The sequence below is a fragment of the Acidovorax sp. Q11 genome, from assembly GCF_054950075.1.
The window spans coordinates 372136-390921 of record NZ_JBUDZG010000001.1 but is presented as its reverse complement, the minus strand read 5'-3'; the positions used below and the strand labels follow the sequence as shown (position 1 = coordinate 390921).

Genomic DNA, 18786 nt, shown 5'->3' with positions numbered 1-18786 from the left:
GGACTAAGAAAAGCTAGCGCGATATGTGACAGGGTCCAGGTCACAGTGCTGATCCAGTGCGCCCTTCAAAGAGAACAACTTTGGAGTCTGCCGAAATTCAAATAGGCGACACAGTGTGAAGTCAGTACCCGCGTCTCGGGAGAAATGCAATTCGTTCTTGGATATGAAAAACGGTGTGTCCTTGCCAAACGCAGTGGTTTTCACTTCAATGAATCGCTCGCGACCGTTCGCATCGAAAGACAGGATGTCGTAGCCAAGGCCATCCCCCTTTGTTTGCGAGACATGCTCCACCCGTTCAGCCAAATCGCGCTTGCCGATATGAGCCAGTCTCCATTGCTCGTACCGAAGAACGAACTCTTCGCCAGCCTGACCTAACGAGCGATTGCGGGACTCGATTGCAAGGTAGTCCCGTTTGACGGGTGGGTTGCCGTAGTGTGGACTTGTCTCGCCGACACGATGTTGCTTTAGCGGCGCTTCGGTTTCAACTCTGGAGAAATCGACAATTTCCGGGGGGACTGCTGGCAGGTGCGCAGCCGCAAGCGCCAGTGAATCCAGGGCAGTGGACTGGTCAACTTGTAGCTCCACTACTTCACGCAGCAGACGTTGGTAGTTGGCTCGTGGTTGATATCCGCGCAGATACGGGCAACCCAGATGGATCAGCACTGCGCTGATATTGCAGTGCTTGAACTCAACAGAACCTGCGGAGCGGCCATTGAGCTTTTCAAGCAAGACGCGACGGTGCGCAGCTTTGCTGTAGGTCTGACCAGCCAGTTCAAGACTGAGCATCTTGAGGTAGTCGGCAACAACCACCTCAACCTCGGCCCGAGACCAGTCCATGGCTGGTTCAACCAAGTTGGCTAGCTACATCAAACGTCAATATTCCCCGCCCGCAGCGCATTCGTCTCAATGAAATCCCTGCGTGGCTCCACCTCATCCCCCATCAGCATCGTGAACACGCGGTCGGCTTCAATGGCATCGTCAATCTGCACACGCAGCAAACGGCGCACATTCGGGTCCATCGTTGTTTCCCACAGCTGCTCGGGGTTCATTTCGCCCAGGCCCTTGTAGCGCTGGCGGCTGGTGGTGCGTTCGGCTTCGCTGATGAGCCACTTCATGGCCTGGCGGAAGTCGCCGACCTTTTCTTCCTTCTGCTTGTCGCCTTCACCGCGCAGGGCCTTGGCGCCCTCGCCCAGCAGGCCACGGAAGGTGTCGGCGGCTTCGGCCAGGGCGGCGTAGTCGGCGCCGTGCACGAAGTCCTGCGTGATGACGCTGCTCTTGACGTTGCCGTGGTGGCGGCGGCTGATGCGCAGGATGGGTTTGTCGGTGCGGGCGTCGAACTCGCCCGCCACTTCGGCGGGGGTGCCGGTGGTGTTCAGCTCGCGCAGCTTGATCTGCAGGGCCACGGCGCTGGCTTCGGCCTCGGCCACGGTGTCGAGCTTCAGGCTCACGCCGTCGGCCACGGCGCGCAGGGCCTCCTGGTCCATGAAGTTGGACAGGCGGTTGATGACGCTTTCAGCGACCTGGTGCTTGCGCGCCAGTTCGGCCAGGGTGTCGCCCGCCAGCACCTGCGGGTTGGCGCCGCCGGTGCTCACGCTCGCGTGGTTCAGCGCAATGCGCAGCAGGAAGCCGTCGAGTGCGGGGCCGTCCTTCAGGTACAGCTCTTCCTTGCCCGCCTTCACCTTGTACAGCGGCGGCTGGGCGATGTAGATGTGGCCGCGCTCGACCAGCTCGGGCATCTGGCGGTAGAAGAAGGTGAGCAGCAGGGTGCGGATGTGGGCGCCGTCCACGTCGGCGTCGGTCATGATGATGATGCGGTGGTAGCGCAGCTTGGCCACGTCGAAGTCGTCGCCGCCGGTGGTGCCGCCCGCCTTGCCGATGCCGGTGCCCAGGGCCGTGATCAGCGTCAGGATTTCGTTGCTGGTCAGCAGCTTTTCGTAGCGGGCTTTTTCCACGTTCAGGATCTTGCCGCGCAGGGGCAGGATGGCCTGGAACTTGCGGTCGCGGCCCTGCTTGGCAGAGCCACCGGCGGAGTCACCCTCGACGATGTAGATCTCGCACATCGCCGGGTCTTTTTCCTGGCAGTCGGCCAGCTTGCCGGGCAGGCCCATGCCGTCGAGCACGCCCTTGCGGCGCGTCATTTCGCGGGCCTTGCGCGCGGCTTCGCGGGCGCGGGCGGCTTCCACGATCTTGCCGCAGATGATCTTGGCGTCGTTGGGCTTTTCCTGCAGGTAGTCGGTGAGCAGCTTGCCCACGATGTCTTCCACCGGCGCGCGCACTTCGCTCGACACCAGCTTGTCCTTGGTCTGGCTGCTGAACTTGGGCTCGGGCACCTTCACGCTCAGCACGCAGCACAGGCCTTCGCGCATGTCGTCACCTGTGACTTCGACCTTGGCCTTCTTGGCCAGCTCGTTTTCTTCGATGTACTTGTTGATGACGCGGGTCATCGCGGCGCGCAGGCCGGTCAGGTGGGTGCCGCCGTCACGCTGGGGGATGTTGTTGGTGAAGCAGAGGACTTGCTCGGTGTACGCGCTGTTCCACTGCATGGACACTTCCACGCCGATGTGGGTGCCGGGGATGCCGCCGTACGTCTCTGCCGGGCGCTCGCCCGCCGCGTAGAACGACGTGGGGTGCAGAACGGTCTTGCCCTTGTTGATGAACTCGACAAAGCCGCGCACGCCGCCGGCGCCCGAGAAGTCGTCTTCCTTGCCGCTGCGCTCGTCCTTGAGGCGAATGCGCACGCCGTTGTTCAAAAACGAGAGCTCGCGCAGGCGCTTGGCCAGGATCTCGTAGTGGAAGTCGTAGTTCTCTTTGAAGATCTCGGTGTCGGGCAAAAAGTGCACTTCGGTGCCGCGCTTTTCGGTCTCGCCGGTCACCTTCATGGGGCTGACTTCAAAGCCATCCACGGTGGACAGCAGACGGTCTTGCACAAAGCCGCGTGCAAACTCGATCTGGTGCACCTTGCCTTCGCGGCGCACGGTCAGGCGCAGCCATTTGCTGAGCGCGTTCACGCAGCTCACGCCCACGCCGTGCAGGCCGCCTGAGACCTTGTAGCTGTTCTGGTTGAACTTGCCGCCAGCGTGCAATTCGGTCAGCGCAATCTCGGCAGCCGAGCGCTTGGGCTCGTGCTTGTCGTCCATCTTCACGCCGGTGGGGATGCCGCGGCCGTTGTCTGTCACGCTGATGGAGTTGTCGGTGTGGATGGTGACGACGATGTCATCGCAGTGGCCGGCCAGGGCTTCGTCGATGGAGTTGTCCACCACCTCGAACACCAGATGGTGCAGGCCGGTGCCGTCGCTCGTGTCGCCGATGTACATGCCGGGGCGCTTGCGCACGGCTTCCAGGCCTTCGAGGATGGTGATGGAGCCTTCGCCGTAGCTTTCGCTGGCGCCGGCCTGATTGGTGTCGATCTTGTGCGGAACAGGCTCACCCGTGCCGGTAGGTTTTTGCTCGGGCAGGTTGTTGTCAGCGGTCATGGTGGGCCTTGGGGTCCGTGGAAACCGGGGTTTCCAGTAAGTTCAATGGTCAAATTGGGCTCTACCGCCTATCTAGTAAGCGCTAGTAGCTATCAATACGATAGTAAATGTGGTGCAGCCGTGCGATGGTGCAGGGGTGCGGCCGGTGAGAGGGGCCGCCTCACCCACTCGCTCAGATTCAGATGCGCATCGGCATCACCACATATTTGAAGCTGTCGTTGTCGGGGATGGTCATCAGCGCGGAGCTGTTGCCGTCCGACAGCTCCACCTTCACCATGTCCTGGCCCATGTTGGCCAGGGCGTCGATGAGGTAGGTCACGTTGAAGCCGATCTCGATGGTGTCGCCACCGTAGTCGATGTCGAGTTCGTCCACGGCCTCTTCCTGCTCGGCGTTGTTGGACGCCACGCGCAGGGTGCCGGGCTCCAGGTTCAGGCGCACGCCCTTGAACTTGTCGCTGGTCATGATGGCGGTGCGCTGCAGGCTGGCCAGCAGCGGCGCGCGGCCCAGGGTGATGCTGTTCTTGTGGTTCTTGGGGATCACGCGGTTGTAGTCGGGGAACTTGCCCTCGACTAATTTTGTGACGAACTCCATGCCGCCAAAGGTGAACTTCGCCTGGTTGTTGGCGAACTGCATCTCGATGTGGGGCTGGTTCTCGCCGCCCGCATCGCTCAGCAGGCGCTGCAGCTCGATCACGGTCTTGCGCGGCAGGATGACTTCCTGCTTGGGCACTTCCACATCCAGCGTGGCGCTGGCAAACGCCAGGCGGTGGCCGTCGGTGGCGACCAGGCTGAGCTGCTTGCCTTCGGCCACGAAGAGGATGCCATTGAGGTAATAGCGGATGTCCTGCACCGCCATCGCAAACGACACCTGGCCCAGCAGGTCCTTCAGCGTCTTTTGCGGCACGGCGAACACAGGGCCGAAGGCTGCGGATTCCTGCACCAGCGGGAAGTCTTCGGCGGGCAGGCTCTGCAGAGTGAAACGGCTCTTGCCGCCCTTGAGCACCAGTTTGGACTGCTGCGACTCCAGGCTCACGGTCTGGTCGCCGGGCATGGTGCGCAGGATGTCGATGAGCTTGCGCGCACCCACGGTGGTGGTGAAGTCGCCGGTGTCGCCGCCCAGCTCGGCCGTGGTGCGGATCTGGATTTCGAGGTCGCTGGTCGTCAGCTGCAGGGCATTGCCCGTCTTGCGGATCAGCACATTGGCCAGGATGGGCAGCGTGTGCCGGCGCTCGACGATGCCAGCCACGGACTGCAGTACCGCGAGAACCTTGTCTTGTGTTGCCTTCAGGACGATCATGTCTTCAACCTCTTGTGGTTTTTGGAACGGAGCTTGGACAGCGGCACGGGTTGTGCCTCCCCCTGCTGCACAACCCGTCATTTTGCCCCTTAAAGGGGCGTTTTCTCTGGGGCGCCTCGATCACGCCGGTTCAGCCCTTGAGCGTTTGCTCCAGCACATGCAACTGCTGGTTCAACTCGGTCAGCTGCTGGCGCTCGCCCGAAATCTTGCGCACCGCGTGCAAAACCGTGGTGTGGTCGCGCCCGCCGAACAATTCTCCGATCTCCGGAAGGCTCTTTTGCGTCAGCTCCTTGGCCAGGTACATCGCAATCTGGCGCGGGCGGGCAATGCTGGCCGGGCGCTTCTTGCTGTACATGTCGGCGACCTTGATCTTGTAGTAGTCGGCCACCGTCTTCTGGATGTTTTCCACAGAAATCTGCCGGTTCTGAATGGACAGCAGGTCGCGCAGCGCCTCGCGGGCGAGCTGGATCGAGATTTCCTTCTGATTGAAGCGCGAATACGCCAGGATCTTGCGCAGTGCACCTTCGAGTTCGCGCACGTTGGAGCGCACGTTCTTGGCGACGAAGAAAGCGACCTCTTCGGGCATCTCGGTGCCTTCGACGCGGGCTTTGTTGATCAGAATCGCCACGCGCATTTCCAGCTCGGGCGGTTCCAGCGCCACTGTCAGGCCCGAATCGAAGCGCGACACCAGGCGGTCGTGGATGTTGGTCAGGCCCTTGGGGTAGGTGTCCGACGTCATCACGATGTGGCTCTTCTTGGTCAGCAAGGCCTCGAACGCGTTGAAGAATTCTTCCTGCGTGCGGTCCTTGTTGGCAAAGAACTGTACATCGTCGATGAGCAGCAGGTCCAGCGAGTGGTAGCGTTCCTTGAACTCGTCGAAGGTGCGGCGCTGGTAGGCCTTAACCACATCCGACACGAACTGCTCGGCATGGATGTAGAGAACTTTGGCGTCGGGCTTGTCCTGCAGCAGGCGGTTACCCACAGCGTGCATCAGGTGGGTCTTGCCCAGGCCGACACCGCCGTAGATGAACAACGGGTTGTACAGGTGGCCGGGCATGCCCGCCACGTGCATGGCGGCCGAGCGCGCCATGCGGTTGGCCGTGCCCTCCACCAGGGTCTCGAATGTGAGCGCGGCATTCAGCCGGTTGCGGAAGGCACCGGCCGGGGCCTCGTCGATGCTGGCGGTCGGGGATTCTGCCGGTGCCGGGGCGCTGGAGGGTTCGGGCGATGCGGGGCGCACATAAGTGCGGGTCACGGATTCCCGCTGAGCGAGCGCTAACTCCAGCGAGACCGGCTGGCCGTACAGGCCTTCCAGCAGGGAGGCGATGCGGCCTGCGTACTGGGCACGGATCCAGTCCAGCTTGAAGCGGTTGGCCACCAGCAGGGTGACCTTGGAGAAATCCTCGGCCACCTGGGCGACCAAGGGCTTGATCCAGGTGTTGAATTGTTGTTCCGGCAGGTCTTGCGCCAGTTGTTCTACGCAGGCTTGCCACAGGCCTTGTCCGGCATCGGCTCCGGGGGATGGCTGGGCGCTGCGGGTGGGTTCCTCGGTCATTTATCGGGGATTCTTGTTGTGGATAGGAGGAACGGTGCTGGGCGGCGGATTGTAGCTTGTCAAGGAGTTATCCACATTTTTGCGGCAGCTGTCATCGGGGGATTCCGGGGTTGATAGGCTGGCATCCCCGGGGTGTCAAAACGGGCGCCTGGTGATCGTTGAAGGCCCGCCTGGGGTGGCGGCGAAGGGGCTGTGGTGGCCCCGCCGGGCGGCTTGCGGATAGGCCTGCCTGCCGAAAGGCATTGCCAGAGGGCGACAAGCCTGCGATAATTTTGGGTTTCCCTGAATGTGTTCAGGGTGATTTGACCCGGCGCGCCGTTATTTCTGCTTCTGTTTGGCTGGTTTTCAGTTGAGCAAGGCAGGGGTTCAAGAGCAGCAGTCCGGAACTGAACCTCAAGGAATAGCACCATGAAACGTACTTACCAGCCCTCCAAGACGCGCCGCGCGCGCACCCACGGTTTCCTCGTCCGCATGAAGACCCGCGGCGGCCGTGCCGTTATCAACGCACGCCGCGCCAAGGGCCGCAAGCGCCTGGCCGTCTAAGGCCGTCCCGGTCTACGGTCTGCTCCCCGCCTGCCCCCGGTTTGTACCGTCAGGTTCCAAACGGGGTGCCTGCATGCAACGGCTGAAAACCCGTCCGCAGTTCCAGGCCGCCATGGCGGGGGGTACCGTCTCCCGCACAGCGCACTTTGCGCTGCACCGTCTGGTGCTGGATGCTGCTGGCAGCCCTGCTGCCAATCCCGCCAGTGCTGCACCCACAGGGCCCGGTTCCTTGCCGTCAACGCAAGGGCCGCAGGCCCTGTTTGCCGTGCCGGATGTCTGGCTGGGTGCCATGGTGCCCAAGCGCTGGGCGCGCCGTGCCGTGACGCGCAACACCATCAAGCGGCAGATCTACACCGTGGGCGCGGCGTTTGAAGCGCGCCTGCCCCAGGCAGCCCATGTGGTGCGCCTGCGCACGGCGTTTGACCGCAAGCAGTTTGTGAGCGCCACATCCGACCAGCTCAAGCAGGCCGTGCGTGCGGAGCTGCTGCAGCTGTTTGGCCACGCCGCCCGGCGTGCGGGTGGCGGGGCTGCTGCGCCCGCTCCGGCCCCTGCTCCGCAGGGGCTTTCCCACGAGGTGGCGCCGTGATCGTGCAGCGCCTGCTGATGGGCGTTGTCAAAGGCTACCGGCTTTTCCTCAGCCCCTGGCTGGGCTCGGCCTGCCGGTTTGAGCCCACCTGCTCGGTCTATTCGCTGCAGGCGCTGGAATTGCACGGCGCGGCGGCAGGCAGCTATCTCACGGTGCGCAGGCTGGTACGCTGCCACCCCTGGTGTGATGGGGGCCACGATCCGGTCCCCCGAGAACTGCCGCGCGGCATGAGGCTGTTTTCGCGGCTGCAACAATCCTCCACCACCCAACCACCCTCACCAAAGAAGTCTTCATGAACGACATTCGCCGCACCATTCTGTGGGTGATTTTTGGCTTTTCCATGGTTCTGCTGTGGGACAAGTGGCAACTGCACAACGGCAACAAGGCCACGTTTTTCCCAACCACCCCGGCCGTGACCGCGCCTGCCGCTGCAAGTGCAGCGTCCGGTGCCACAGGTGCAGCCAGCGTCCCGGTGTCCACAGCGCCTGTGGCGGCGGCTGCTGCCCAGGGGGCTTCGGCCGTTCCGGGCCAGCCCGCCCCGGCCGCAGCACCCGCTGCCGCGCGTGAGCGCATCGAGGTCAAGACCGACCTGTACCGCCTCACCTTCGACAGCGAAGGCGGCACGCTCACCCATGCCGAGCTGCTGCAGCACGCCGACATGACCGACAAGAACCGCAATTTCCTGTTGCTGGACGAGAGCGCTCAACGCGTCTACGTGGCGCAGACAGGGCTGATCGGTGGTGGCTTCCCCACGCACAAGACAGTGATGACCGCCGTGCCCGGCCCGCGCGAACTCAAGGACGGACAGGACGAGCTGAGCATCCGCTTCGAGTCGCCCAGCCAGAGTGGCGTGAAACTGGTCAAGACCTGGACCATCAAGCGTGGCGCTTACGACATCGCCGTCAAGCACGAAGTCGTCAACACCGGCGCCGCCGCCGTGTCGCCCCAGCTGTACCTGCAGCTGGTGCGTGATGGCAACAAGCCACCGGGCGAGTCGTCGTTCTATTCCACCTTCACCGGCCCGGCCGTTTACACCGACGCCAAGAAGTACCAGAAGATCGAGTTCAAGGATATCGAGAACGGCAAGGTCGATATCCCGCGCGATTCGCCCAATGGCTATGTGGCCATGGTGCAGCATTACTTCGCCACCGCCTGGCTGCTGGCCGACGGCACCCAGCGCGAGCTGTTCACCCGCAAGGTGGATACCAACCTGTACTCCGTGGGCATGCTGACCTCGCTGGGCGCCATCGAGCCCGGCACAAGCAAGACCGTGGATGCGCGCCTGTTTGCCGGCCCGCAGGTCGAGACCATGATGGAGAAGCTCTACCCCGGCCTGGAACTGGTCAAGGACTACGGCTGGCTCACCATCCTGTCCAAGCCGCTGTACTGGCTGCTGGACCAGCTGCACAAGATTCTGGGCAACTGGGGCTGGGCGATTGTGGGCTTGGTGCTGCTGCTCAAGATCGCGTTCTACTGGCTCAACGCCAAGGCCTACGCCAGCATGGCCAAGATGAAGGCCATCAACCCCAAGATCATGGAGATGCGCGAGCGCCTGAAGGACAAGCCGCAGCAGATGCAGCAGGAGATGATGCGCATCTACCGCGAGGAAAAGGTCAACCCCATGGGCGGCTGCTTCCCCATCATGATCCAGATCCCTGTGTTCATTGCGCTGTACTGGGTGCTGCTGTCCAGCGTCGAGATGCGCAACGCGCCCTGGATCGGCTGGATCCATGACCTGTCCACGCCCGACCCGTTCTTCATCCTGCCCCTGCTGATGACGCTCAGCTCGCTGCTGCAGACGGCCCTGAACCCCGCACCGCCCGACCCGATGCAGGCCAAGATGATGTGGTTCATGCCGCTGATCTTCAGCGTGATGTTCTTCTTCTTCCCGGCCGGCCTGGTGCTGTACTGGCTGACGAACAACATCCTGTCGATTGCGCAGCAGTGGATCATCAACACCCGCATGGGCGTGCCACCGCAGTTCAATCTGCCCAGTTTCAAGTGATGGTGCAGCGGCAACGCTGACACCACCGAACTGACCCGAAAGGCCGCGCAAGCGGCCTTTTTCTTGCCCACACACCCTGTACAGTTGCCCCATGCTTGCCCGCCACCACGACCCCATTGTTGCCATCGCCACTGCCCCCGGGCGCGGGGCCGTCGGTATCGTGCGGGTGTCGGGCAAAGGGCTGGCGGCGCTGGTACTGGCACTGTGCGGCCGGGCGCTCAAGCCCCGCGAGGCCACCTACCTGCCCTTTCGGGATGCACAGGGCCAGGCCATCGACCAGGGGCTGGCGCTGTATTTCCCCGGCCCGCACAGCTACACCGGCGAGGACGTGCTGGAACTGCAGGCCCATGGCGGCCCCGTGGTGCTCCAGCTGCTGCTGGCGCGCTGCCTGGAGGCGGGCGCCGCCACCGACCCGGCCACGGGCCAGCCCTGCCTGCCGGGCCTGCGTGTGGCACAACCCGGTGAGTTCACCGAACGGGCTTTCCTGAACGACAAGATCGACCTGGCCCAGGCCGAGGCGATTGCCGACCTGGTTGACGCCAGCACCGAGGCCGCCGCGCGCAGCGCCAGCCGCTCGCTCACGGGCGCGTTCTCGGCCGAGATCCACACACTGCGCGACGCGCTCATCCACCTGCGCATGCTGGTGGAGGCCACGCTGGACTTTCCTGAAGAAGAAATTGACTTCCTGCACAAGGCCGATGCGCACGGGCAGCTATCGAACTTGCAGCAAACACTGGCCTCGGTCATGCAGCGGGCGCGCCAGGGCGCGTTGCTGCGCGAGGGCATCAAGGTGGTGATTGCCGGGCAGCCCAATGCGGGCAAAAGCTCGCTGCTCAATGCGCTGGCGGGCGCCGAGCTGGCCATCGTCACGCCGATTGCAGGCACCACCCGCGACAAGGTGCAGCAGACCATCCAGATCGAGGGGGTGCCCCTGCACATCATCGACACTGCAGGCCTGCGCGACAGCGAGGACGAGGTGGAGCGCATTGGCATCGCCCGCGCCTGGGACGAAATTGCGGGCGCTGATGCGGTGTTGTTCCTGCACGACCTGTCGCGCCAGAATGCTATGGAATACATAGCTGCTGAGGAAGACATAGCGCGCGCACTGGCCCAAAAACTGCCTCAAACCATTCCGGTGATCGATGTCTGGAACAAGCTGGATCGCGCCCCGGCGGCGGCTGCCATCGCCGCAGACGGGGCCGGGCACGCCGAAGCCCGGCCGGGCGTGTGGTTGTCTGCGCGCACGGGCGAGGGGCTGGACGGCCTGCGGCGCATCTTGCTGGAGGTGGCGGGCTGGCAGTCGGCGCCCGAGGGCCTCTACATCGCGCGCGCGCGCCACATCGAGGCGCTGCGCGCCGTGTCGGTCCACCTGCAGGAGGCCGCTGACCAGCTGCAGGCCCAGGGCCCGGCGCTCGATTTGCTGGCCGAGGAGCTGCGCCTGGCCCAGAACGCCCTGAGCGCCATCACCGGCGAGTTCAGCTCCGACGACCTGCTGGGCGTGATCTTTTCCAGCTTCTGCATCGGCAAGTAGGCGGGGCGCCCGGCCAGGGCGTCCGTGCCACCGCCTGTCGCTTATGTTGTAAACGGACGTAAACAGCGCTTGTGTCCGATCTGTAACAACGGTACTTTCGACGCATCATGAATGCCCCAACCCCCGCTGCCATCAAGGTTGACCTCAAAGGTTTGCTGGACGCCATTGCGCAAGCCACCGCTGACGACAGCATGACCAACCCCCTCTCCCCCGCGCAGTGGGAGGTGCTCTCGTCCTACCTGCTGCCCGTGGTGCTGCCCGCCGGGCAGGTGCTTTTCAGCCAGGGGGCCACCGACCGAACCCTGTACCTGGTGGAGAGCGGCAGCCTGAGCGTGCACTACCAGGACGAAAAAGAGCGCCTGCGCCTGGCCATCGTGGGCGCGGGCTCCGTGGTGGGCGAGGGCGCGTTCTTCTCGCACCGCGCGCGCAGTGCTACTGTGCAGGCCAGCGCGCCCTGCAAGCTCTGGAGCCTCACGGCCATCCGCTTCACCGAACTCACCAACCGCCAGCCCGCCATTGCCCTGGGTTTGGCGATGGCGGCAGGGGCTGTGCTGGCCAAGCGCCTGGGCAACCGCCGCCGCCGCGTTGCGGCGACCTGACAGGCGCCCCGCAGACGCTGGGTTTGCGGGCTTGTTCGGGGCTGTGCAAGGGGTACAGCAAGTTACACTCGATTTGGATTTTGTCCAGGCACCGTCCGAAGAAAGCAAGCCATGTCCCTGTTCAGCTGGTTTAGCCGCAAACCCGCCCCCCCCAAGCCCCGGCCAGCCGCAGAACCGTCGGGTCTGTTGAATGCCGACGCCACCGTGCCGCTGCACCCCGGCCGCATGGGCAAACCCCTGGTCGAACCCCAACCCCCCGAACACGCCGCCAACCGCAAGAACGAGCGCATGGAGCGCCGCGAACTGCTCTACACCGTGGTGCGCGATGCCATGGTGCGCGCCGGGGTGCTGTCGGCCAGCTACAAATTCAAGGTGCTGTCGCTGGACCAGCGCGGCCGCCAGTTCCTGGTGATGATGGACCTGGCGCGCGAGTACGGCGGCGAGACGGTGCGCCTGTCCGAGATCGAGGCGCTGATCGCCCAGACCGCCAAGACCCGCTACGACATCCTGGTGACGGCCGTGTACTGGCGCATCAACGACCATGTGGCCGTGGGTATTCCCCAAAAGGGCGTGGCGCCCCAGGGGGCGGCGCTGCCTGTGCCCGCAGCGCCCGTGGCTGTGCCCCCGGTGCGCAGGCCACCCGTGGCGGCGCCAGCACCGGTGGTGGCGCCTGCCAACCCCATCTTCCCCACAGCGCCAGCTCCAGCACCCATAGCGGCACCCGTAGCCGCTGCACCCCAGCGCCCGGTGGTCCCCCCGGTCGCTGCGGCTCCCGCCCGGCCCCCCGTGGCGGCGCCGGTGGGCGAGCAGCGCCCTGCCCCCCGGTTCGAACCGATCGAAGCCGACGAAGTGGCCGCCTTCAAGCGGGCCCTGGCCAACGCAGCAGGCTCCACGGCGGCCCCGGCAGCGGCTGCCAAGCCGGGCGTGCCCGTGCGCTCCGGCCCCCTGCTGCCCCCGGCGCAGCCCACCGGGTTTGAAGACACCGAAATGCCCGGGGCAGACAGCCCCTCGCCCGACCTCAGCAGCACCCAGTACGGCGAGCTGCGCTGAGCGCCGGGTCACCCCCCAAAAAAAAAGAAGCCCTCCATGCGGAGGGCTTCTTTGCTTGTGGCGGGCTTTGAGGGCCGAAGGCCCGCCGTTTCAGTTCCCATCAGTGCCCCGCAAAATCCACCAGCGTGTACAGCGGCAGGCCCGATGCGCGCAGGCGCTCCGAGCCGCCCAGCTCGGGCAGGTCCACGATGGCCGCGCCTTCGGTCACCGTGGCGCCCAGCTTCTCCAGCAGGCGCCGGCCGGCCATCATGGTGCCGCCGGTGGCAATGAGGTCGTCGATCAGCAGCACGCGGTCGCCCGCCTTCACGGCGTCGGTGTGCAGCTCCACGGTGGCGCTGCCGTACTCCAGCTCGTAGGTCTCCTCGACCGTGGTGAAGGGCAGCTTGCCCTTCTTGCGGATGGGCACGAAGCCCACGTTGAGTTCATAGGCCACCACGGCGCCCAGGATGAAGCCACGCGCATCCAGCCCAGCCACCACGTCGGGGCGCAGGGCCTTGTCCATGTAGCGGTGCACAAAGGCGTCGATGAGCACGCGGAACACCTTAGGGTCTTGCAGCAGCGGCGTGATGTCGCGGAACTGCACGCCCGTTGCGGGCCAGTCGGGCACGGTGCGGATGTGCTGGCGGAGGTAGTCGTTGACGCTGAGTGGCTGCATGGGCAAAGAGAGAGGGGGATCAAGGGGCGCGGGTGTGGGGGAGCCGGACAACGGCTTTCCCGCGCGAAGGGCTGAAGTGTAATCAGCCGCCTGCGTGCGCTTTTCTGCGCTCGCGGGGCCACCGCCAGCCCCCATAATGTTTCACTGCAGTTAGATCGTAAACACGTTCTTACACCCTCCGGCGCGGCTGCCTTGCAGGCCAAGCCCTTCCACAGAAGATTGGCCCATGCCCATCTCCATCCTGCTGATCGAAGGCGACCACGACCATGCCCAGTCGGTGGCGGGCGCATTGGCAGATCCCTGGTCGGGCTGGCAGGTGGAGGTCTGTGCGTCGCTGGCGCAGGCGCGTGAACACCTGCAGCAGCAGCGGCGGCCCGATATCGTGCTGGCCGCCCAGAACACCCTGGGCGGCACGGCTTTTGATCTGCTGCCGCTGCTGGGTGGCGTGCCCGCCATCATCATCGTGCGCATGGGGGCCGAAACCCACGCTGCGCAGGCCATGCGGCATGGGTTTGACGACTTTGCCGTGCAGGACCCGGCCCTGGACTACCTGCTCACCCTGCCCGCGCAGATCGATGCGGTGCTCGAACGCAGCTCCAGCGCCCGCGCCCGCCAGGCGGCCGAGGCCATGCTGGCGCGCCAGCACCGGCTGCTACAGGCCATCTCGCGCGCCCAGGGCATGTTCATCGCCAGCTCCGGGCCCCGGGCGGCGTTCGAAGCCTTGCTCGAAGAACTGATGTCGCTCAGCCAGAGCGCGTTCGGCCTGGTGGGCCAGGTGCAGCGCGCGCCGGACGGGCACCCCTTCCTGCGGGTGCATGCGATGACCGACATCAGCTGGGACGCCGCCTCCCGCGCGCTGTATGCGCAGCACGCCGAGGAGGGCATGGTGTTCGACAGCCTCCACTCGCTGGTGGGCGCGGCCCTGGTGTCCGGCGAGCCGGTGATCAGCAACGACGCGTGCCACGATCCGCGTGCCGCAGGCACCCCGCCCGGCCACCCCACGCTGCACACCTACCTGGGCCTGCCCATCCGCGCTGCGGGCGAGCTGGTGGCCATGGTCGGCCTGGCCAACCGCGCCGAGGGTTATTCGCAGGCGGACGTGGCGTTCCTGCAGCCGCTGCTCAACACCGTGGGCCAGCTGGAGACCGCGCGCCGCGCCGAGCTGGCCCGCAGCGCGATCGATGCCGAACTGCTGCGCACCGGCGCCCTGCTGGGCGAAAAAACCCGTGCGCTGGAAGCCACGCTGGCCAACATCTCCCAGGGCATCACCAGCGTGGACGCCGAAGGACGCATCCGGGTCTACAACCGGCGCTACCTGGAGCTGCTTGACCTGCCCGAGGACCTGCTGTCCAGCCAGCCCAAGGTGGAAGACGTGGTGCGTTTCCAGACCGAGCGCGGCGACTTCGGCCCCCAGTTCCAGCTCATAGAGCCCATGGCGCGCAACTACGTGGCCTCGGAGTACGCGGCGCACGGCGGGCAGCTGACCATGCCCGACTCCTATGTGCGGCGCACGCACAGCGGCCGCTATATCGAGGTGCGCACCCGTGCGCTGGAGCCTGGCGGGCGGGTGCGCACCTTCACCGACGTCACCGACTACCTCAGCACCCTCGAGGCCCTGCGCCAGAGTGAGGCGCGCTGGCGCAGCCTCACGCAGCTCTCGTCGGACTGGTACTGGGAGCAGGACGCCCAGTTCCGCTTTGTGCGGCTGGACGGCAACGCACAGCAAAAAACCGGCGTACCCGACGAAATGCATTACGGCCTCACGCGCTGGGAGCTGCCCGAAACTTTTGTGGGTGAAGGCCAGTGGCGCGACCACCGTGCGCAGTTGGAGGCGCACCAGGTGTTTCACGACTTCGAGATGCAGCGACGGACCCACGACGGCCAGCCTATCTGGGTGTCGATCAGCGGCGAGCCCATCTTCGATGCCGAGGGCCAGTTCACCGGCTACCGGGGCGTGGCGCGCGACATCACCGAGCGCAAGCTGGCCGAGGCCCAGATCCAGCGTCTGGCTTTTTATGACGAACTCACCGGCCTGCCCAACAGGCGCCTGCTGATGGACCGGCTGGAGCGGGCGGTGGTCAACTGCACCCGCGAGGGCCGCCATGGTGCGTTGCTGTTCCTTGATCTGGACAACTTCAAGGGCATCAACGACACCTTGGGCCACGAATGGGGTGATCGGCTGCTGGTGCAGGTGGGCGCCCGTGTGAGCGCCTGTGTGCGCGCCACCGACACTGTGGCGCGCCTGGGGGGCGACGAATTTGTGGTGGTGATCGAAGCCCTGAACGCAGAAGAGGTCGAAGCTGCCGCCGAATCCGAGACGGTTGCGCAGAAGGTGCTGGCCGCGCTCAATCAGCCCTACCGGGTCGAGGGCTGCGAGATGCACAGCACGCCCAGCATCGGCATCGCGCTGTTCAAGGACAGGCAGCAGCCCGTGCAGGAGCTCCTCAAGCGCGCTGACCTGGCCATGTACCAGGCCAAGGCCCAGGGGCGCAACATGCTGTGCTTCTTCGACCCCGACATGCAGGCTGCCGCGTCGGCGCGTTCGGCGCTGGAGGGCGACATCCGCCTGGGGCTGGCGCGCGCCGAATTCCTGCTGCACTACCAGCCGGTGGTGGACGCCACCGGCCAGCTGCTGGGCGCCGAGGCCCTGGTGCGCTGGAACCACCCGCAGCGCGGCATGGTGCCACCCGCCGACTTCATCCCGCTGGCCGAGCAGACCGGCCTCATCCTGCCCCTGGGCCGGCAGGTGCTGGCCATGGCCTGCCACCAGCTCGCACTGTGGGCGGCCGACCCCGCCAGGGCCAACTGGACCCTGTCCGTGAACGTGAGCGCGCAGGAGTTCCGCCAGAGCGAGTTTGTGCAGGATGTGCTGGCCGTGCTGCGCGACTCGGGCGCGGATGCGCGGCGGCTCAAGCTGGAGCTCACCGAAAGCCTGCTGCTGCACGACGTGGAGGACAGCATCCTCAAGATGCAGGCCCTGCGCACGCTGGGCGTGGGGTTTGCGCTGGATGACTTTGGCACGGGCTACTCGTCGCTGAGCTACCTCAAGCGCCTGCCGCTGGACCAGCTCAAGATCGACCAGAGTTTTGTGCGCGACGTGCTCACCGACCCCAACGACGCCGCCATCGCCTGCACCATCATCACCCTGGCCCACAGCCTGGCCCTGGACGTGGTGGCCGAGGGCGTGGAAACCGAAGGCCAGCGCGCGTTCTTGCTGCGCAACGGCTGCCAACGCTTCCAGGGCTACCTGTTCGGGCGGCCCGGGCCTGCTGTCCTGTTTTGATTGCTATTAAATATATAGCTATAAAGATATGATGGGCGCGCGGTAAGGCCGATTTTTAATCATAATTCGGCACCCTCTTTGCAACTGGCGCAGTCCTCGCTGCTCCGCAGCCGCCCAGGGGGATCACCCTCTGAGCAGTTTGTCTTCTGCCAGCGCCAGCGCCGCCGGGTGCCCCGACAGCACCAGCGTGTCGCCCTCGGCCAGCAGGGCCTCGTCCACGGCGGCACTCATGTGGCCGTTGCCGCGCCGCAGGTTGACCACGCGCACGCCCATCGCGGGCAGGGCCAGCTGGCCCAGGCTGTGGCCCAGGGCGGTGGCGCCGGGTGGCAGGTTCAGGGTGGACAGGCGTTCCTGGTCGCGCTCGTTCACCGTGTCATCGTCCGCGCCGTGGAAGTAGCCGCGCAGCAGGTTGTAGCGCGCATCGCGCTGGTCCTGCACGAGCCGCAGCACGCGGCGCATGGGCACGCCCACCAGGGCCAGGGCGTGGCTGGCCAGCATCAGCGATCCTTCGATGGCCTCGGGCACCACCTCGGTGGCACCGGCCTCCTGCAGTTTGTCGAGGTGGGCATCGTCCTGCGTGCGCACCACCACCGGCACCTGCGGCGCGTGCGAGCGCGCATTGGCCAGCACCTTCAGCGCGGCGGGCACGTCGATGTAGGTCACGGCCACGGCGCTGGCGCGCACCAGGCCGGCGGCCATCAGGGCCTGCAGGCGGGTGGCATCGCCATACACCACCGAGTCACCGGCCGCAGCGGCCTGGCGCACGCGGTCCGGGTCCAGGTCCAGCGCCATGTAGGGGATGCCTTCGTGCTCCAGCATGCGCGCCAGGTTCTGGCCGCAACGGCCATAGCCGCAGATGATCACGTGTTTGCTGGTGTTGATGGACTTGCGCGCAATCGACGTCATCTGCAGCGACTGCTGCAGCCAGTCGCTGGCCACCAGCTTCATCACGATGCGGTTGCTGTACATGATGAGGAAGGGCGTGGCCAGCATCGACAGCACCATGGCCGCGAGGATGGGGTTCATCAGCGCAGGCTGCACCAGCCCGTTGCCCTGCGTGAGCGACAGCAGCACAAACCCGAACTCGCCCGCCTGCGCCAGGTACAGCCCCGTGCGCAGCGCCACGCCCGTGGTGGCGCCCATGCCGCTCGCCAGCACCAGGATGATCAAGAGCTTGAGCAGCAGCGGCACCACCAGCAGCGCCAGCACCAGCGCCCACCGGTCCACCAGGATGTGCCAGTCCAGCATCATGCCGATGGTGATGAAAAACAGGCCCAGCAGCACGTCGTGGAAGGGCCGGATGTCCGTGCCCACCTGATGCTTGTACTCCGTCTCGGACACCAGCACACCGGCGATGAAGGCGCCCAGCGCCAGACTCAGGCCCGCCACCTCGGTCAGCCAGGCCAGCCCCAGCGTGATCAGCAGCAGGTTGAGCATGAACAGCTCGTCGCTCTTGCGCCGCGCCACCAGCGTGAGCCACCAGCGCATCAGCCGCTGCCCGCCCGTGAGCAGCAGGCCCACCAGCACCGTGGCCTTGATCAGCGCCCAGCCCAGTGAGGTGAGCAACTGGTCGGGCGAGGAACCGAGCGCCGGAATCAGCACCAGCAGCGGCACCACGGCCAGGTCCTGGAACAGCAGGATGCCCATCACGCGGCGGCCATGTTCGCTCTCCAGCTCGGCGCGTTCAGCCATGAGCTTCACCACAATCGCCGTGCTGCTCATGGCCATCACCCCCGACAGCGCCAGCGCCGTCTGCCAGCCCATGTCCCACACCCCGCCTGCCCAGCGCGACAGGACCAGGGCCAGCACCGTCAGCACCACCATGGTCAGCACCACCTGCATCAGCCCCAGGCCAAACACCTGTTTGCGCATGGCGCGCAGTTTGGGCAGGCTGAATTCAAGCCCGATGGCGAACATCAGGAACACCACGCCAAACTCGCCCAGGTGGCGCACGCCCTCGGAGTTTTGTGCCAGCGCCAGCGCGTGGGGCCCGATGAGCACCCCGGCCGCCAGGTAGCCCAGCATGGGCGGCAGCTTGAGGCTGCGGCAAGTCACCACGCCCAGCACTGCGGCCAGCAGGTAAAGCAGGGTGAGGGCAAGAGAAGACATGGGTTCGATGCTATCCGAGGCTTGTGCGCCAGCAAGGGTGTTTTCTGCAGGCGATGCACGGTCCGTGCCAGAGGGCATCCGTTGGCAGGGCCCGCCCGGC

General features: G+C 65.4%; 14 protein-coding genes. 8 read left to right on the top strand and 6 right to left on the bottom strand.

What is annotated here, in order from left to right; all coding sequences use genetic code 11:
- Positions 1 to 3: 3 nt before the first annotated feature.
- The 4 genes from ACYZGB_RS01735 to dnaA all read right to left on the bottom strand — a co-directional run bounded on the left by ACYZGB_RS01735 (position 4) and on the right by dnaA (position 6325).
- Positions 4 to 837 carry a protein NO VEIN domain-containing protein gene (locus ACYZGB_RS01735; RefSeq protein WP_462386483.1) on the bottom strand — a complete coding sequence of 278 codons (834 nt, stop codon included), beginning with the start codon at positions 835 to 837 and terminating at the stop codon, positions 4 to 6.
- A 29-nt stretch (positions 838 to 866) separates the two neighbouring features.
- On the bottom strand, positions 867 to 3473 hold the full coding sequence (gene gyrB / locus ACYZGB_RS01730; protein ID WP_462386481.1) for a DNA topoisomerase (ATP-hydrolyzing) subunit B: 2607 nt from the start codon (positions 3471 to 3473) through the stop codon (positions 867 to 869).
- 178 nt (positions 3474 to 3651) lie between these two features.
- Entirely contained in the window at positions 3652 to 4770 is a 1119-nt protein-coding gene (gene dnaN / locus ACYZGB_RS01725; protein WP_063461436.1) for a DNA polymerase III subunit beta, read from the bottom strand.
- Positions 4771 to 4900: 130 nt separating this feature from the next.
- Positions 4901 to 6325 (bottom strand): chromosomal replication initiator protein DnaA, encoded by a 1425-nt coding sequence (gene dnaA, locus ACYZGB_RS01720; protein ID WP_462386479.1) that lies wholly within the window; start codon positions 6323 to 6325, stop codon positions 4901 to 4903.
- A gap of 408 nt (positions 6326 to 6733) precedes the next feature.
- Here dnaA and rpmH point away from each other — a divergent pair, with 408 nt between their 5' ends.
- The 7 genes from rpmH (at position 6734) to ACYZGB_RS01685 (ending at position 12639) form a co-directional block, all read left to right on the top strand.
- Entirely contained in the window at positions 6734 to 6868 is a 135-nt protein-coding gene (gene rpmH, locus ACYZGB_RS01715; protein WP_005798102.1) for a 50S ribosomal protein L34, read from the top strand.
- A 73-nt stretch (positions 6869 to 6941) separates the two neighbouring features.
- The gene (locus ACYZGB_RS01710) at positions 6942 to 7454 is read left to right on the top strand and encodes a ribonuclease P protein component (RefSeq protein WP_462386476.1); all 513 of its coding nucleotides are present in this window, start codon (positions 6942 to 6944) and stop codon (positions 7452 to 7454) included.
- A complete protein-coding gene (yidD, locus tag ACYZGB_RS01705) occupies positions 7454 to 7750 on the top strand; it encodes a membrane protein insertion efficiency factor YidD (protein WP_462386616.1) in 297 nt (98 codons plus the stop codon). The genes ACYZGB_RS01710 and yidD overlap by 1 nt, the downstream gene beginning before the upstream one ends.
- Positions 7747 to 9459 (top strand): membrane protein insertase YidC, encoded by a 1713-nt coding sequence (gene yidC / locus ACYZGB_RS01700; RefSeq protein WP_462386474.1) that lies wholly within the window; start codon positions 7747 to 7749, stop codon positions 9457 to 9459. Before yidD ends, yidC begins: the two co-directional genes overlap by 4 nt.
- 91 nt (positions 9460 to 9550) lie before the next feature.
- Positions 9551 to 10990, top strand: coding sequence for a tRNA uridine-5-carboxymethylaminomethyl(34) synthesis GTPase MnmE (mnmE, locus tag ACYZGB_RS01695; protein ID WP_462386473.1), 1440 nt, complete (start codon positions 9551 to 9553; stop codon positions 10988 to 10990).
- A gap of 107 nt (positions 10991 to 11097) precedes the next feature.
- A complete protein-coding gene (locus ACYZGB_RS01690) occupies positions 11098 to 11589 on the top strand; it encodes a Crp/Fnr family transcriptional regulator (protein WP_108617371.1) in 492 nt (163 codons plus the stop codon).
- Between the two features lie 111 nt (positions 11590 to 11700).
- Positions 11701 to 12639 carry a hypothetical protein gene (locus ACYZGB_RS01685; protein WP_462386472.1) on the top strand — a complete coding sequence of 313 codons (939 nt, stop codon included), beginning with the start codon at positions 11701 to 11703 and terminating at the stop codon, positions 12637 to 12639.
- A 100-nt stretch (positions 12640 to 12739) separates the two neighbouring features.
- On the opposite strand, the gene ACYZGB_RS01680 is transcribed toward ACYZGB_RS01685, so the two are convergent.
- Positions 12740 to 13294 carry an adenine phosphoribosyltransferase gene (locus tag ACYZGB_RS01680; RefSeq protein WP_291467226.1) on the bottom strand — a complete coding sequence of 185 codons (555 nt, stop codon included), beginning with the start codon at positions 13292 to 13294 and terminating at the stop codon, positions 12740 to 12742.
- Positions 13295 to 13520: 226 nt separating this feature from the next.
- Between ACYZGB_RS01680 and ACYZGB_RS01675 the strand changes: the two genes are divergently transcribed.
- Positions 13521 to 16577 (top strand): bifunctional diguanylate cyclase/phosphodiesterase, encoded by a 3057-nt coding sequence (locus tag ACYZGB_RS01675; RefSeq protein ID WP_462386470.1) that lies wholly within the window; start codon positions 13521 to 13523, stop codon positions 16575 to 16577.
- 123 nt (positions 16578 to 16700) lie between these two features.
- On the opposite strand, the gene ACYZGB_RS01670 is transcribed toward ACYZGB_RS01675, so the two are convergent.
- Positions 16701 to 18686, bottom strand: a complete 1986-nt coding sequence (locus ACYZGB_RS01670; protein WP_462386468.1) for a monovalent cation:proton antiporter-2 (CPA2) family protein — start codon at positions 18684 to 18686, stop codon at positions 16701 to 16703.
- Positions 18687 to 18786: the final 100 nt, after the last annotated feature.

What these genes read in the sequence shown, in the direction of transcription:
- ACYZGB_RS01735 (WP_462386483.1), bottom strand. Translation starts at nt 837, where the DNA reads ATGGACTGGTCTCGGGCCGAGGTTGAGGTGGTTGTTGCCGACTACCTC.
- gyrB (WP_462386481.1), bottom strand. Translation starts at nt 3,473, where the DNA reads ATGACCGCTGACAACAACCTGCCCGAGCAAAAACCTACCGGCACGGGT.
- dnaN (WP_063461436.1), bottom strand. Translation starts at nt 4,770, where the DNA reads ATGATCGTCCTGAAGGCAACACAAGACAAGGTTCTCGCGGTACTGCAG.
- dnaA (WP_462386479.1), bottom strand. Translation starts at nt 6,325, where the DNA reads ATGACCGAGGAACCCACCCGCAGCGCCCAGCCATCCCCCGGAGCCGAT.
- rpmH (WP_005798102.1), top strand. Translation starts at nt 6,734, where the DNA reads ATGAAACGTACTTACCAGCCCTCCAAGACGCGCCGCGCGCGCACCCAC.
- ACYZGB_RS01710 (WP_462386476.1), top strand. Translation starts at nt 6,942, where the DNA reads ATGCAACGGCTGAAAACCCGTCCGCAGTTCCAGGCCGCCATGGCGGGG.
- yidC (WP_462386474.1), top strand. Translation starts at nt 7,747, where the DNA reads ATGAACGACATTCGCCGCACCATTCTGTGGGTGATTTTTGGCTTTTCC.
- mnmE (WP_462386473.1), top strand. Translation starts at nt 9,551, where the DNA reads ATGCTTGCCCGCCACCACGACCCCATTGTTGCCATCGCCACTGCCCCC.
- ACYZGB_RS01690 (WP_108617371.1), top strand. Translation starts at nt 11,098, where the DNA reads ATGAATGCCCCAACCCCCGCTGCCATCAAGGTTGACCTCAAAGGTTTG.
- ACYZGB_RS01685 (WP_462386472.1), top strand. Translation starts at nt 11,701, where the DNA reads ATGTCCCTGTTCAGCTGGTTTAGCCGCAAACCCGCCCCCCCCAAGCCC.
- ACYZGB_RS01680 (WP_291467226.1), bottom strand. Translation starts at nt 13,294, where the DNA reads ATGCAGCCACTCAGCGTCAACGACTACCTCCGCCAGCACATCCGCACC.
- ACYZGB_RS01675 (WP_462386470.1), top strand. Translation starts at nt 13,521, where the DNA reads ATGCCCATCTCCATCCTGCTGATCGAAGGCGACCACGACCATGCCCAG.
- ACYZGB_RS01670 (WP_462386468.1), bottom strand. Translation starts at nt 18,686, where the DNA reads ATGTCTTCTCTTGCCCTCACCCTGCTTTACCTGCTGGCCGCAGTGCTG.